The organism is Paenibacillus sp. YSY-4.3, from assembly GCF_054767475.1.
In genome coordinates, this window is the sequence record NZ_BAABMC010000001.1 from 667,697 (window position 1) to 681,650 (window position 13,954).

General features: G+C 48.5%; 14 protein-coding genes, 1 pseudogene and 1 other annotated feature. Of the genes and pseudogenes, 12 read left to right on the forward strand and 3 right to left on the reverse strand.

What is annotated here, in order from left to right:
• Positions 1-355: 355 nt before the first annotated feature.
• The gene (locus ACYUJT_RS03045; protein WP_460318741.1) at positions 356-1,012 is read right to left on the reverse strand and encodes an SGNH/GDSL hydrolase family protein; all 657 of its coding nucleotides are present in this window, start codon (positions 1,010-1,012) and stop codon (positions 356-358) included.
• 181 nt (positions 1,013-1,193) lie between these two features.
• On the opposite strand from ACYUJT_RS03045, the gene ACYUJT_RS03050 reads away from it, so the two are divergent.
• The 7 genes from ACYUJT_RS03050 to ACYUJT_RS03080 all read left to right on the forward strand — a co-directional run bounded on the left by ACYUJT_RS03050 (position 1,194) and on the right by ACYUJT_RS03080 (position 5,754).
• Positions 1,194-1,850, forward strand: a complete 657-nt coding sequence (locus tag ACYUJT_RS03050) for a YdeI/OmpD-associated family protein (RefSeq protein ID WP_460318743.1) — start codon at positions 1,194-1,196, stop codon at positions 1,848-1,850.
• Positions 1,851-1,947: 97 nt separating this feature from the next.
• Positions 1,948-2,388 carry a MarR family winged helix-turn-helix transcriptional regulator gene (locus ACYUJT_RS03055; protein WP_460318744.1) on the forward strand — a complete coding sequence of 147 codons (441 nt, stop codon included), beginning with the start codon at positions 1,948-1,950 and terminating at the stop codon, positions 2,386-2,388.
• A 102-nt stretch (positions 2,389-2,490) separates the two neighbouring features.
• Entirely contained in the window at positions 2,491-2,886 is a 396-nt protein-coding gene (locus ACYUJT_RS03060; protein WP_460318745.1) for a DoxX family protein, read from the forward strand.
• A 40-nt stretch (positions 2,887-2,926) separates the two neighbouring features.
• Positions 2,927-3,553 (forward strand): nitroreductase family protein, encoded by a 627-nt coding sequence (locus ACYUJT_RS03065; protein ID WP_460318747.1) that lies wholly within the window; start codon positions 2,927-2,929, stop codon positions 3,551-3,553.
• Between the two features lie 25 nt (positions 3,554-3,578).
• Positions 3,579-4,529 (forward strand): ring-cleaving dioxygenase, encoded by a 951-nt coding sequence (locus ACYUJT_RS03070; protein ID WP_460318748.1) that lies wholly within the window; start codon positions 3,579-3,581, stop codon positions 4,527-4,529.
• The gene (locus tag ACYUJT_RS03075; RefSeq protein ID WP_460319747.1) at positions 4,529-5,143 is read left to right on the forward strand and encodes an alpha/beta hydrolase; all 615 of its coding nucleotides are present in this window, start codon (positions 4,529-4,531) and stop codon (positions 5,141-5,143) included. Before ACYUJT_RS03070 ends, ACYUJT_RS03075 begins: the two co-directional genes overlap by 1 nt.
• On the forward strand, positions 5,143-5,754 hold the full coding sequence (locus ACYUJT_RS03080; RefSeq protein ID WP_460318750.1) for a flavin reductase family protein: 612 nt from the start codon (positions 5,143-5,145) through the stop codon (positions 5,752-5,754). The genes ACYUJT_RS03075 and ACYUJT_RS03080 overlap by 1 nt, the downstream gene beginning before the upstream one ends.
• Before the next feature lie 44 nt (positions 5,755-5,798).
• Here ACYUJT_RS03080 and ACYUJT_RS03085 read toward each other — a convergent pair whose 3' ends face one another.
• Complete coding sequence (locus tag ACYUJT_RS03085; protein WP_460318751.1) at positions 5,799-6,989, reverse strand: oxalate decarboxylase family bicupin; 1,191 nt, start codon at positions 6,987-6,989, stop codon at positions 5,799-5,801.
• A 159-nt stretch (positions 6,990-7,148) separates the two neighbouring features.
• On the opposite strand from ACYUJT_RS03085, the gene ACYUJT_RS03090 reads away from it, so the two are divergent.
• From ACYUJT_RS03090 to rbsK, 5 genes and pseudogenes are all read left to right on the forward strand, one after another.
• Entirely contained in the window at positions 7,149-7,706 is a 558-nt protein-coding gene (locus ACYUJT_RS03090) for a DUF1697 domain-containing protein (RefSeq protein ID WP_460318752.1), read from the forward strand.
• Between the two features lie 286 nt (positions 7,707-7,992).
• Positions 7,993-8,895, forward strand: a pseudogene (locus ACYUJT_RS03095) (endo-1,4-beta-xylanase); the annotation flags it as partial.
• A complete protein-coding gene (locus ACYUJT_RS03100) occupies positions 8,872-9,387 on the forward strand; it encodes a hypothetical protein (RefSeq protein ID WP_330163281.1) in 516 nt (171 codons plus the stop codon). The pseudogene ACYUJT_RS03095 and the gene ACYUJT_RS03100, both read left to right, overlap by 24 nt.
• Before the next feature lie 105 nt (positions 9,388-9,492).
• Positions 9,493-9,721: a binding site (T-box leader), on the forward strand.
• Between the two features lie 93 nt (positions 9,722-9,814).
• On the forward strand, positions 9,815-11,347 hold the full coding sequence (locus ACYUJT_RS03105) for a 2-isopropylmalate synthase (RefSeq protein WP_460318753.1): 1,533 nt from the start codon (positions 9,815-9,817) through the stop codon (positions 11,345-11,347).
• A 178-nt stretch (positions 11,348-11,525) separates the two neighbouring features.
• Positions 11,526-12,443, forward strand: a complete 918-nt coding sequence (gene rbsK / locus ACYUJT_RS03110) for a ribokinase (RefSeq protein ID WP_460318755.1) — start codon at positions 11,526-11,528, stop codon at positions 12,441-12,443.
• Positions 12,444-13,088: 645 nt separating this feature from the next.
• On the opposite strand, the gene ACYUJT_RS03115 is transcribed toward rbsK, so the two are convergent.
• Entirely contained in the window at positions 13,089-13,736 is a 648-nt protein-coding gene (locus tag ACYUJT_RS03115) for a transcriptional regulator (protein WP_460318756.1), read from the reverse strand.
• Positions 13,737-13,954: the final 218 nt, after the last annotated feature.

A 13,954-nucleotide genomic window follows, 5' to 3' on the forward strand; every position in this document is an offset into this window, starting at 1 on the left:
GCCCGCATTAACGATTACGGCTCAATGAAGCGCCGTGTCGTCTGGGGCGGTCCGAAGGCCGGCAAGTGGAGTTGAAGCTGAATCTGCGCCGAGAGCTTTTGCCTGACTTTTGCCTGACGAATTACCCAGATCCGGCAGTTGCTGCACAGTATCACCGTTGCTTCATTGCTCAACCAAATTCGTCAAGCCGTTAATCTCCTCACCCTCAAACTAACGAAACGCCTACGTACAAGCTATTTTTTTCTCTGTAAAAGTTGAGTTAAGAAAAAAATGATGACCCCGGATCGAACACCATCCAGAGGTCATCTATTAATACACATGGATAATTAGGCTCTATAAAACCAAATAGCTAGTCTTAACCCCGGTTCCACTCAAAACCAACTTCCTTCAAGAACGCCCGGGCCAGGATCATATGCCCTGCATAGGAAGGATGGACGCGATCCCAGGCCAGCGTTGCCGGGTACAGTTCCTCAAGCACCACGTTAAACGCCGCTTGGGTATCGACGAATACCGCGCCGGTATCGGCGGCGACCTTTCTCACGATTGCTCCGTATTCATCCATCGTCTTGCGCATTTTATCCTCTGGGTTGGGCTCCAAATAAAACGGCGTCATTAATACGAGCCCTTGCAGATGAGGCTTCGTCTTTGCTACGAGATTACGCAAAGTTTTCTCATATTCCTCGGCATAAACATGCCATTCGGTAATCAGCGGCGTATCATATTGCCGCCATACATCATTAATTCCGATCATGATGGCTAACCAGTCCGGCTTTTGGTCGAGTACATCCTCTTGCCATCTCTCCTGCAGGTCGCGCACGGTGTTGCCGCTATTCCCCCTGTTCACTACGCGTATTCCCAGCTCCGGATAGACGGACTGCAGCAGGGCGTCAACCAGAGCAACATATCCTTTGCCCAAAGCGAAAAACAATCCTTCTCCATTTGGCCGTTGACGTTCGCAATCCGTAATCGAATCTCCAATGAACAACAGTTTTTGTCCTTTTTCCAACAGCATTCTTGCTTCAATCTCCCTTCGGATATGTGACTGACAACCAATAAATGAAAACGCTACTAACATCACATTTCTACCTGGGCTTCTTTAATTCCTGCTTACCCTTTATGTTATCATTTAGATGAGGCAGCATGACTTCATAAAAAGAAAGGCTGAGACGATGATGAAATCGCCAAATAATGTTGTGACCAAACTAAATCTGAACAAATACGAATCGAAGCTGATCCTGAATCAGCCGGATGATATAGCGTACTTTAATGAGCTGCAATACGATACTGAAATGACGAAGGAGAAATATGATCTTATTTTTACATTCATATTTAATATGGATCAGTTTAAGGAGTATTTGGATCTCGTCATTCGAAAGCAAGTCATTCAGGAGAATGGATATTTATTTTTTGCTTACCCGAAGAAAAATAACCCTAAATACAAGGAGTATATCGACCGGGACAGTTTCTTTGAACAAAACGAAGTGAATGAGGAAGGGTACTTATCCGGCAGTACGTTGAAGTTTTCGCGGATGGTCAGTATGGATGATGTCTTCACAGTTGTCGGCTTGAAATCGCACGCTCCAAAGAAGGGCAAGCCTGGAAATGCTAAGAGCAGTCAGCGGGTTGACGATTACGTGGATTATATCTCCAGCATTCGCGAGCATTTGAGCAGCGACAAGGAACTGCTGGAACAATACGATCATTTAACGCTTGGATATCAGAAAGACTGGGCACGTTATGTATACAGCGCGAAAAGAAGCGAAACGCAGGAGAAGCGTCTGCTGCAGATGAAGGATATTTTGGCTCAGGGCTATAAGTCGCTGGATCTTTACAGAAGGAGAGAGCAGTAGGAAATTTGAAATTTATAAAAAGGATTGACAGGCGGAGAAAAGTGAGATATCTTTAATTCAAGATATTTGAATACAAGATAAATGGGGGGTGACCGAAATGCCGGACCAAGAACATACTGCTTCGCTGAAATTGTTCGTTGTGCTTTCCAAAGCTTACAAGACGATCATGGATCAGGCGATCAAGGATATGAAGCAGCGCGGCTTGTCCCCTTCGGAGTTTACAATTCTGGAGGTGCTGTATAACAAAGGGCGGATTCCTTTGCAGCAGATCGGAGATAAAATTCTGATCACCAGCGGAAGTGTGACCTACAATATCGACAAGCTCGTTCAGAAAGGACTCCTTCGGCGCGTGCCTTGCGAACAGGACCGAAGAGTGATTTACGCCGAAATTACGGCGGCAGGAACCGAATTGTTTGAGCGGATTTTCCCCGATCATTCCGAATTCGTTCATTCGAAGCTGGGCGGACTTAGCCATGAAGAGAAGCTGGAGGCGATCGAGCTCCTAAAGCGTCTGGGTAAAGGGGCAGAGGGCTCTTAGCGAAGAAGAAATGCAGCAGCTTCGAGCTTCTTTTTTTTCATAAATATCTTGAATTAAAGATAATGAAGTTCAAAATAAATTAAATTTGGAGGATGAAAATTCATGTTGGATGTAGGACTATTGTTGATTCGTTTAGTTGTAGGGATATTGTTTATCGGTCACGGCGCGCAAAAATTATTCGGAATGTTCGGCGGCTACGGGCCAAAGGGCACCGGCGGATGGATGGAATCGATCGGCATTAAGCCGGGGGTACTGATGGCAGTGTTGGCAGGGCTCATGGAATTTGTCGGAGGACTGCTCTTCACGTTTGGATTTCTGATGCCACTGGCAGCTGCCCTGATTGTGTTGGCTATGCTGGGAGCGATCGTCAAGGTGCACTTTAAGAATGGCTTGTGGGCGACGGCAAACGGCTATGAATATCCGCTGGTACTGCTCGTTGTAGCGATTGCCATGGCATTGACGGGCGCAGGTGGTTTTTCGCTGGATGCTCTGTTGTAATGATTAGAAACTAATACGTTTGGTGATGGAGGATTATATCATGAGCGAACTTATGAATGTGTTAAAAGACAGAAGGTCTGCGACGAAGTTTCATCCGGAGGCGAAGATTTCCGAGCAAGAGCTGGAGGAAATATTCAGTCTAGTAAAGTATGCACCGTCTGCATTTAATTTGCAGCATGCCCACTACGTTGTCGTGCAAGATCCAGAGAAGAAGAGCAAAGTGTACGAGGCGGCGAACAAGCAATACAAGATCAAGACCGCTTCGGCAGCCATTCTCGTTTTGGGCGATTTGAATGCTTATGAGAATGTGAGGCAGCTTAACGAGGGAATGCTGCATTTGGGTATCATAAATAAGCAGGAGCTCGATATGACAGTGGATTCGGTAACTCAGTTCTATGAGGATCGGGGCGATTCATTCAAGCGGGATGAGGCCATTCGTAATGCGAGCTTATCGGCGATGCTCTTCATGCTGATTGCCAAAGACAAAGGCTGGGATACTTGCCCGATGATTGGCTTTGATCCCGAGCAAATGCGGGAGGAACTGAACATTCCGGACCAATATGTTCCGGTGATGCTGATTGCACTGGGCAAAGAGGATGTATCCGGACAGCGGCTGCGCGGTTATCGCAAGCCGGTTGGCGAGTTCGTTACGTATAACGGTTTCTAAAATTATATAAAAGAGGTGTATAACTATGAAATTGCAAACAGCAGGCATTCATCATATTACAGCATTCGCGCGGAGTCCGCAGGAGAACGTTGATTTCTATGCCAGTATTCTAGGATTAAGACTGGTGAAAAGAACGATCAACTTTGATGCTCCCGAAGTGTACCATCTATACTTTGGTGATGAACACGGCAGTCCGGGAACGATCATTACCTTCTTTCCTTGGCCGGGTTCTCGGCGGGGGAAGGTCGGAGGCGGACAGGTAGGAATTACGACATATGTCGTACCTCCAGGAGCGCTCGGTTTCTGGGAGGAACGGCTGAAAGGATTCGATATCTCACTGACAAAAACCTCACGCTTCGGTGAAGACTACCTGCATTTCCGGGATAATGAAGGGTTGTGGATTGAACTCGTAGAACGCGAGGCTGGCGCGGACAGCACCTGGTCTTTCGGGGGCATACCTGCAGATAAAGCGATCAAAGGTTTTGGCGGAGCAGTCTTGTACAGCGTGAATGCTAAGCAAACGATGCGGGTTCTGGAGGAAGTTCTCGGATTAAGCAAAGTGGCGGAGAACGAATTCTACGCCCGGTTCCAAGCTTCGGGAGAGATCGGCAACATCATCGATGTGCCGCTGAAGGACATGGAATGGGGCAGCGGCGGAGCGGGCACCGTTCACCATATCGCCTGGCGCGCGAAGGATTTCGACGAACATGAGCAATGGCAGCAAATGGTCGGGCAAAGCGGATTTAATCCGACACAAATCATCGACCGCCAGTACTTCAACGCCATATACTTCCGGGAAGAAGGCGGGATATTATTTGAAATAGCTACCGATCCTCCAGGCTTTGCCCATGATGAGGAGCCGGAGGCGCTGGGGGAAAAGCTGATGCTTCCGTCATGGTTCGAACCGGTGCGTGCACAGATCGAGGCTAATCTTGAGCCGATTGAAGTTAGGGTGCTAAAGGAGGAGACGAAGTGATGAGACATATTTTTGAAAAAGGGATCGACACGAAGGCGCCCACGCTGGTGCTGTTCCACGGTACGGGCGGAACGGAGCGGGATTTGCTGCCGCTAGCCAAGCTGGTATCGCCGAACTCCTCCGTTCTTTCGGTGAGAGGCAACGTGCTTGAGAACGGGATGCCGCGGTTTTTCAGACGGCTCGCGGAGGGCGTGTTCGATGAAGAGGATTTGATTTTCCGCACGAAGGAACTGCAAGAGTTCCTGGATCACTCTGCCAAGGAATACGAATTCGACCGGGGGAATCTGGTGGCGATCGGTTACTCGAATGGAGCGAACATTGCCGGCAGCCTGCTGTTCCATTATGAACATGCCTTCAAAGGAGCGATTCTCCATCATCCGATGGTTCCTCTGCGGGGTATCGAGCTTCCGAGTCTGGCCGGGGTTCCCGTATTTATCGGTGCGGGCAGTAATGATCCGATATGTTCCCCTAGCGAGACGGAAGAGCTTGAGAAGCTGTTAAGCGGAGCGGGGGCCGACGTAACTGTGCATTGGGAGAATTTCGGGCATCAGTTGACCAGCAGCGAGGTTAACGCCGCGGCAGCCTGGTTTCGCGAAAAAATAGGGAGCGCATAATGATATCTATTGATCCGTTATTGCAGAGCGAGCGGGACAATTACAAGCTGCTCATAGGCAGCATCATTCCTAGACCTATTGCGTTCGTGACGACCTTGTCCGAGAGCGGAGTGCTCAACGCTGCGCCATTCAGTTATTTCTCGATCGTCTCGAGCTCGCCTCCGATGCTGTCCATAGCTGTTCAGCGCAAGAACGGAGTGGCGAAGGATACGGCTAGGAATGCGATGAATCGCGGGGAGCTGGTCGTTCACATCGTCGATGAAAGTATGGCCGCTGCCGTCAATGAGACTGCGGCGAATCTGCCGCCGGAGGAAAGCGAGATTGCCTTGACAAGTCTGACGAAGGTCGTAAGCGAGGCCGTTGCTGTACCAGGCATTCGGGAAGCAAAGGTTCGGATGGAATGCGTGCTTGAAAAGCATGTGACTCTGGGTGGGACGGAGGATGCGCCAACCACGGATCTGCTTATTGCCCGCGTCGTGCGATTTATTGTGGATGAGGAAATTTATGATCAGGGTCGCATCGATCCTGTGAAGCTGAATCCGGTCAGCCGGCTCGCCGGCAGCGCCTATGCCGGCCTTGGCAAGCTGTTCGAGATAGAACGGCCGCAATAAACAAATTAATAAATTTAGACGTAATTAACCCCTGGCATTTGATGCTAGGGGTTTTTGGTGCCAGCAGGATATTTCACGACAGGCCACTTCTCCGCGCGCAGGGCATCCAGCAGTTCGGCTCCGACATGCAGATTACTGGCGACAAGGCTCCGGGGCGTGAGGGCCATCCATTGATTTAAGGAAATATCGGCGAACCGGTCGCTCTTGAACATTTCCAGAAACCATAGCGGTTCCGTTCCGGTATTTTGAATATAATGACCGAAGGCAAAAGGAACATACCCGACATCGCCCGCCCTGTAATCGAAGGTACGGGCGATTCCGTTACCGGCAAATACGGTCATCCGCCCTTGGCCCGTGAGGTAATATTGCCACTCGTCGTTATTGGGATGCCAGTGGAGCTCCCGCATGGCGCCGGGCTTGATCTCCACCAAAGCGGCAGCGACGGTCTTCGAGATAGGAAAATTCGAGGAGTCTACAATCCTTACGCTTCCGCCAGGCGTTATGAGAGGTTGTTGGGCTAGGAGACGGTGCTTGAAGCTGAGCGGTACAGTGCCGTAAGGGGACTCGACCATCTGGCTTTCAAGAGAGCCGGGAACCTCATCCTGATAGATATATACCTGTCCGGAAGGAATCGATGCAAAGGCGTTTTCTGAAACGCCGAAGTTGGCGGCCAATACGTCTTTGGGCGTATGGGCAAACCAATCTGAAATGGACAGCGTGTTCAGGTCAGAGAATTTTCCGTCATCGAACACGAGCAAAAACTCGCAGCCTGTCTCTAGGCCCTGTATGGAATGCGGGATTCCAGCAGGAAAGTACCACAGATCGCCTTCGCCGACGTCAGCGATGAAATTGCGGCCATTCTGATCCACCGCTGTAATGCGTGCTTTTCCCCAAATCATATACGACCATTCCGCCTGCTGATGCCAATGTAATTCCCGCACCCCGCCAGGAGTCAAGCTCATGTTCACACCGGCCAGCGTCGTGGCGATTGGCAAATCGCGGACGGTAATTTCGCGAGACCAGCCTCCATGATTCAATTGCATATGGGTATCGGAAAATGACATTTTCAGATTAGGCACTAAGCCAGCGTCCGTGGGAGGGGGAACGAGGAGATCTGGATTTTCAAGGTCTCTCCAAACATCCCGCGGGCCAAAATCCGGCCCTCCCGCACCATCGCTGCGGATCGGCTGAGGCACGATAAGGGGCTTGGCATGCCCAGGATAAGCCTCTTTCATGGTAGTTGTTCCTCCATTGCATCGGAATTACGAATCCTTCAATTATTTATATGGGAGAATGCTTGGATATTATGAAGCCGAAGGGTGAATGTCAGGTTTATTAACGATGATTCCCTATGTTATAATTTCGCTTAGAATGGGACAAGGCGGTGACGGAACATGGTATATATTGCTCTGCTGCGAGGGATAAACGTAGGAGGCAAAAATATTATCAAAATGGCGGAGCTCAGGCGCGTATTTGAAGAGGAACTAGGTTTTGAGCGAGTGCAAACCTACATTCAGAGCGGAAACGTCTTGTTCGAATCGAGTGAAGAGCAATCCGTACTGCGCAAGCGGATCGAACAGGAGAGCGAATCTGCATTTGGCATTTCAGTAAGCGTTATACTGAGGACGGCTCTGGAACTGCGGAGCATTGCAGCGCGCTGCCCCTTCACTGAAGAGGAGCTTGCCAAAGCGGCCCAATCATCCGTTGGCGAGAGTCTGTACGTCTCTATTTTGCAGGAGGAATTGCCTGCCGGGCAGGTAGAGAAGCTGCAAGCTGCTGATTTTGGTGAAGATAAATACGTCATACTAGGCAAGGAAATCTATTTGCTGTACAGCAATAGCTCGCGGAATTCAAAGCTGTCCAGTAGACTGGATAAGCTAGGCGTTCCCGCGACGGTTCGCAACTTCAAAACGTTGAACAAGCTCATTGATTTAGCGGGCGCGATGGAATAAAATATTGCATCTTCTACGCTCACATAACCTAGGCGGAGTAGCCTAGGTTATTTTTTTAGGAAAAACTGTAATTTTTATGGTAAAATCTTTAATTTATAGTATATCTAAATTTCTATAAATTATATAATATGGAAATTGTAAGCGCTTAATAAGCCTGCCTTTTTGCAGCCGGAGGTGATGCCGTTTCTAGAACAAGAGGAACCGCGCAAAAGAAAGCTGAAAAGGAGGTAATTTAGTGTTAAAGACAAGATCGAAATTGACGGTTTGGCTAACATCAATTGTATTTATGGCTTCCTTATTCTCTCCAGCATTGGTTAAAGATGCCCACGCTGGTATAGCTAACGGCAGCAAGTTTTTGGGCAACATCATTGCAAACAGTGTTCCTTCTAATTTTGCTACGTATTGGGATCAGGTTACGCCTGAGAATTCAACGAAATGGGGTGCGGTGGAATCGACGCGCAACAGCATGAACTGGAGTGCGGCCGATACGGCGTACAACTATGCGAAGAGTCGCGGGTTTCCTTTTAAATTCCACACTTTGGTCTGGGGAAGTCAAGAGCCATCCTGGATTAGCGGCCTCTCCGCCTCTGAGCAAAAGGCAGAGGTGACCCAGTGGATTCAAGCTGCCGGCCAGAGATATGGAAACTCAGAATTTGTCGATGTCGTGAACGAACCGCTGCATGCTAAGCCTTCGTATAGAAACGCCATCGGCGGGGATGGAGCCACAGGCTGGGATTGGGTCATCTGGTCTTTCCAGCAGGCAAGACAAGCCTTCCCTAACTCTAAATTGCTGATCAATGATTATGGAATCATTAGTGATCCTAACGCAGCCGCCCAATATGTGCAAATTATCAATTTGCTCAAAGCCAGAGGGCTGGTTGACGGCATTGGGATCCAGTGTCATTACTTCAACATGGATAACGTATCGGTTAGCACGATGAACAGCGTCCTGAATACGTTAGCGTCGACGGGTCTTCCGATTTATGTATCCGAGCTGGATATTACGGGCGATGATAATACTCAATTACAGAGATACCAACAGAAGTTTCCTGTACTGTGGGAGCACCCATCCGTTAAAGGCATAACCTTGTGGGGATATATTCAAGGACAGACCTGGGCGTCGAATACGCATCTGGTGACCAGCTCCGGTGCCGAGCGGCCAGCCATGCAATGGCTGAAGCAGTATTTAGGCGGAGGAGGAGGCCAGCCAGGAACAGGCACGGGTTCGGGCGCCTATGCAAACTTTGAATCGGGTACGGATGGATGGTCCGCCAGCAACGTCGTATCCGGACCATCTTCCTCAGCCGATTGGAGCTCGAAGGATACAAGATCGCTGAAGTCGACGATTAACATGTCCAGCGGCAGCGGGCATTATATGTTCAAGAGCGGCAACGCAGATTTCACCGGCTACAACCAGCTTAGAGCAACAGTAAAAGGCGCTAATTCCGGTAATTACGGCTCCGGATTAGGCGTGAAGCTGTATGTGAAATATGGCAACAACTATGCCTGGGCAGACAGCGGCTGGAAAACAATCAGCGCCGGCGGCCAAACCGATCTGACCTTGAATTTATCCGGCGTAGACAAGGCCAATATTAAGGAATATGGCGTTCAATTCATCGGTGCAAGCAATGCGTCCGGCCAAACCTCCGTATATGTGGATAACGTATATTTGTGGAATTAATGGTTCGAGTTATTATACTCCGAGTAATTTGTGAAGCAAGTTTTTCACGTTAGAGCTGGTTGACAATGAGAAAGTCCGGGCATATAATATCCAATAACTTCAAACTTAAATGTGATGAATAGAAATAGTAGAAGTGAAATGACCTTGCAGAGAGCCGTTGGCTGGTGGGAAACGGCAGCGTCATTCAATTCGAACTCGTCTATGAACAGCTGCCTGACATGTAGGGCCAGCCGGAATTCCACCGTTACAGGGATAGATGGTGTTAGCCATCGAATGAGCTCATTTCACAGGAAATGAATTAGAGTGGTACCGCGGGTTAAACCTCGTCTCTATACATAGAGACGGGGTTTTTTGTTGGTTAAATTCCGGGTTTAGCCAACCCTGCTTCACATATATATTTATAATTTACCTTAGGAGGAAACCATCCATGAGTCGAAAAATCATCGTACTGGATACGACTCTCCGTGACGGGGAGCAGGTTCCAGGCGCAAAACTAAACATGCAGCAAAAGATCGAGACAGCACAGCAGCTCAAGCGTCTGAATGTCGATATCATTGAAGCCGGCTTTCCAGCATCGTCAGAGGGGGATTTTCAGGCCGTGCAGGAAATTGCCAGAAGCGTCGGGGATAGCGTATCCATCACGGCGCTGGCCAGGGCCGTTAAGAGCGATATAGATGCCGTATACGAAAGTATAAAATTGGCGCAAGACCCGCTGATTCACATTGTACTGGGTACGTCGAACATTCATGTAGAGAAGAAATTCAGCCGTTCAAAGGAAGCGGTGCTTCAAATGGGGGTTGATGCGGTGAAATACGCCAAAACTCTGCTTTCCCATGTGCAGTATTCTACCGAAGATGCATCGAGATCCGACTTCGAATATTTGTGGACGACGATCGAAGCTGTCGTAAAGGCAGGCGCAACTATGATTAATGTGCCCGATACGGTCGGTTATGCGGTACCCGAGGAATTTGGCGAGATGATTCGCAAAATCCAGGAACGGCTTAAAAACTTGGATGACCGAGTCCTTCTAAGCGTACACTGCCATAATGACCTTGGGCTGGCTACGGCCAATACGCTTGCTGCAATCAAGAACGGAGCTGAGAAAATCGAATGCACTATTAACGGACTCGGTGAGCGGGCGGGTAATGCTTCGCTGGAGGAGGTCGTTATGGCGCTTAAGGTAAGAGAGAATTTCTATCAGTGTCATACCGATGTCAGAACGAAGGAACTGCTTCAAACCTCTAGACTGGTAAGCCATTTGACGGGACTGGATGTGCAGGTGAATAAGGCGATTACGGGCGAAAATGCTTTCGCGCATTCCTCCGGTATTCACCAGGACGGCTTGCTGAAGGATAAGCAGGTTTATGAAGTCATGTCGCCGGAGGAGGTTGGAGCGGACAGCATGGAATTGGTTCTGACGGCCCGTTCCGGTAGGCACGCCTTTAAGAATACGGTCGAGAAACTGGGTTTCGACACGGGAAATGATACGGATTTCGAGCAGCTCTTCCAGAAGTTTTTGCAGCTGGCCGATGCCAAAAAGGAGGTATATGATCACGACGTGTTCTATCTGGTTACAAATCACCGGGCAATTGATGATCATAACAAGTATCTTTATGAGCTCGTCTCTTTCCAAGTGATCACGAATGATTTGTATCCTACGGCCATCGTCGAGATGAAGAAAGGCTCGGAATCTCTAAAAGGAAGTGCTGTAGGAGATGGCCCGATTGATGCTCTGTATAGCGTCATCAGATCTCTGGCCGGCCTGGATGTACAGCTTGAGGATTACAAGATCAACAGCTTGTCTCGAGGAAAGGAAGCCGTTGGCCGGGTTAACATTCGAATTCAATATGAAGGCAAAATATACTCTGGCCGCGCGATGGATAAGGATATCATCAAAGCCAGCGGGATTGCCTTCTTAAATGGCATTAACGCAGTTCTGCTCGAGAAGTCAATTCCATGAAGCTAAATCAGTGAAAACGAATAAAGGTGGAGGCTCATTATGGCTTCCACCTTATTGTTATTGGTTGTCATTGCCCGGTTCAATCAACTGGTATCGGAGAGAAAATTAGGATAAAGTAGGATTAGTTTAGGATTGAGGTTAGTAGGTATCAAGGTAATGCAATTGAGGAGTGTAATCTATGGAAGCAAACAAAATTTTAGTAATAGGCAGCATTAATATGGACTTGGTGCTTCGAGTTCCGTACATTCCGCAGGTCGGGGAAACCTTGCTTGGCAGCTCTGTCGAACGGGTACCTGGCGGCAAGGGAGCCAACCAAGCGGTGACCGCTGCAAAACTAGGGGCAGACGTCTCCATGTTGGGCAAGGTCGGAGGGGATGAATTTGGTGGACCGCTCATTGATAACCTTAGGCAGGCTGGCGTCAATACCGATCATATCGATCTTGAACCTGCGGCATCCTCGGGGCTCGCCGCCATTCAAGTTAATGACGAGGGGGATAACAGCATTGTTGTGCTGTCCGGTGCGAACGATCTTTGCGATAAGGATTACGTGTTAGCGCATGAGAAATTAATTAAGGAAGCGGATATCGTTATTTTGCAAATGGAAATTCCCCATGAGGCGGTTTACGAGGCTGTTGATTTAGCGAGAAAGCATGGTAAAACCATTATATTGAATCCGGCGCCTGCACCAGATTCAATTCCTGATGAGGTGCTTGGTAAATTGGATTATTTGATTCCCAACGAGACCGAGCTGCAGAAGCTTAGCGGACAGACCGTAGATTCTATAGCGTCCGCTGAGGACGCAGCCAAAGTCCTGCTTGCTAAAGGAGTGGACAGCCTCATCGTTACGCTCGGCAGCAATGGATCCCTGTATGTGGATGTGAATGAGACGGTTCATGTTCCGGCAAGAGTGGTGAAAGCCGTGGACACAACGGCGGCCGGCGACTCATTTGTGGCAGCCTTTGCCGCCAGCTTGTCCGAGGGGAAGAGCGTGCAAGAGGCCATTTCCTTCGCTACAAAAGTATCGTCTATTGTCGTGACCAAGGCGGGCGCACAGACATCGATTCCAGAGCGGAGAGAGGTCGACGTTATAATGTAGGAGGAGCAGGTAACTTAATGGATTACGTTTGAACTATAATGCGAGAAATGGTGCGAGTCCAGCGACTATATTGATGCGAGAGGGTGTAAGTGATGTAAGTGATGTAAGTGATGTAAGTGATGTAAGTGATGTAAGTGATGTAAGTGAAGTGGTGTGGTGGGATGGGGATATGACGTGAAAAGATGCAGTGTGAAGCGGCATGTGGAATAGAACGTGAAATGATGTGGTATGAACCGACATGAGGTGTGATGCGAAAAGATGCGAAAAGATGCGATGTGAAGCGATCTGATGTGGTTCGATACGATGCGAAGTAATTTGGTGTGAAGCAAATCTTAACGGACCCTGGTTCCGCTATTTTGTTAAAAAGCCGCAAAATCTGAAGCTAACGGACCGTAGTTCCGCTATTAAGCATAATTCGTCTAGAATTACACTGTATATAGGTCAATAGCGGATCCAATGTCCGTTAGCCTCAAAAAAACGGGTAAAAATGTAAAATAGAGGATCTGCTGTCCGATAGCTTAATCAAACAATTTAGTTAAGTAACCAAAATGATCTTTCGAAGAAGCAATGACACACTAGGACACCGCACACGCCAAGCATTATCACACGAAATACGTTAACACGGTTCAAATACCGCTCCTGCATTTACAACCTAAGCTTATAACTCCGTCCTCGCTGCTTTCCGCTAGCTATGCTTAGGATGCTCATGTCAAGTAGCCTATGGAGAATCCGTCTGGCATGGCGATCGCTGATTCGCAAATGATGGGCAAGTTCGATAGGAGTAAAAGGGCGCAGCAGCCGGCGGGCAAAGCGCATCGTTTCAGCTTCAAGCCAAGATAAATGAGAAGGGACTTCCGTGGAAATAAACTTTCCAATAAAGGATAGAACGAGCTGCTGGCATTCCTCGGGTTCGTCCTGGATGGACAAATAGGCAATCGGTAGAAAAACCCAACCATCCAGTGCAAGCAAACAATGCCTTCGGCAAAGATCCTTGAATCTTCTAACATCCAAATCCCTGGCGTGAGGCCCATATCCCTGAATTTCAATTCCGCCTTTCGCATCTCCAGGCATGTATGCCAAATCCAAATAGCGATATCCGCTATGGAAATCGCGTACCTCCCATTCGGGATACAAGTTGTTTAAATTACCGGCCGCAGGAAACCAAACTGACCTCAAAAACGCCACCGTCCCATGTCCGAGTCCTTTTTCAAGCAGCTCTAGTCGCCGATGGTTCTTTTCCTCCGAAATGTGCTTCTGCATCCATTTGTCGTATTCTTCTTCAAAACGCTGCATTGGCTGCCCACCCTTTCATTATTTTGAATCAGCAACAGCTAGAACCAAAAAAAAGCCGCTCCGATCAAGCATCTCCTTCTTTTGGCAAGAAAGGGATATTTGTATCAAAGCGGCATGTGCTCCATGACCGATTCCATATTGAAATTAATTTCGTCTAAGGTAAGTATAGAATGAAACTGTCTTGGTCAGCAAGCTATTCAGGTATCCTGATTCCAGGG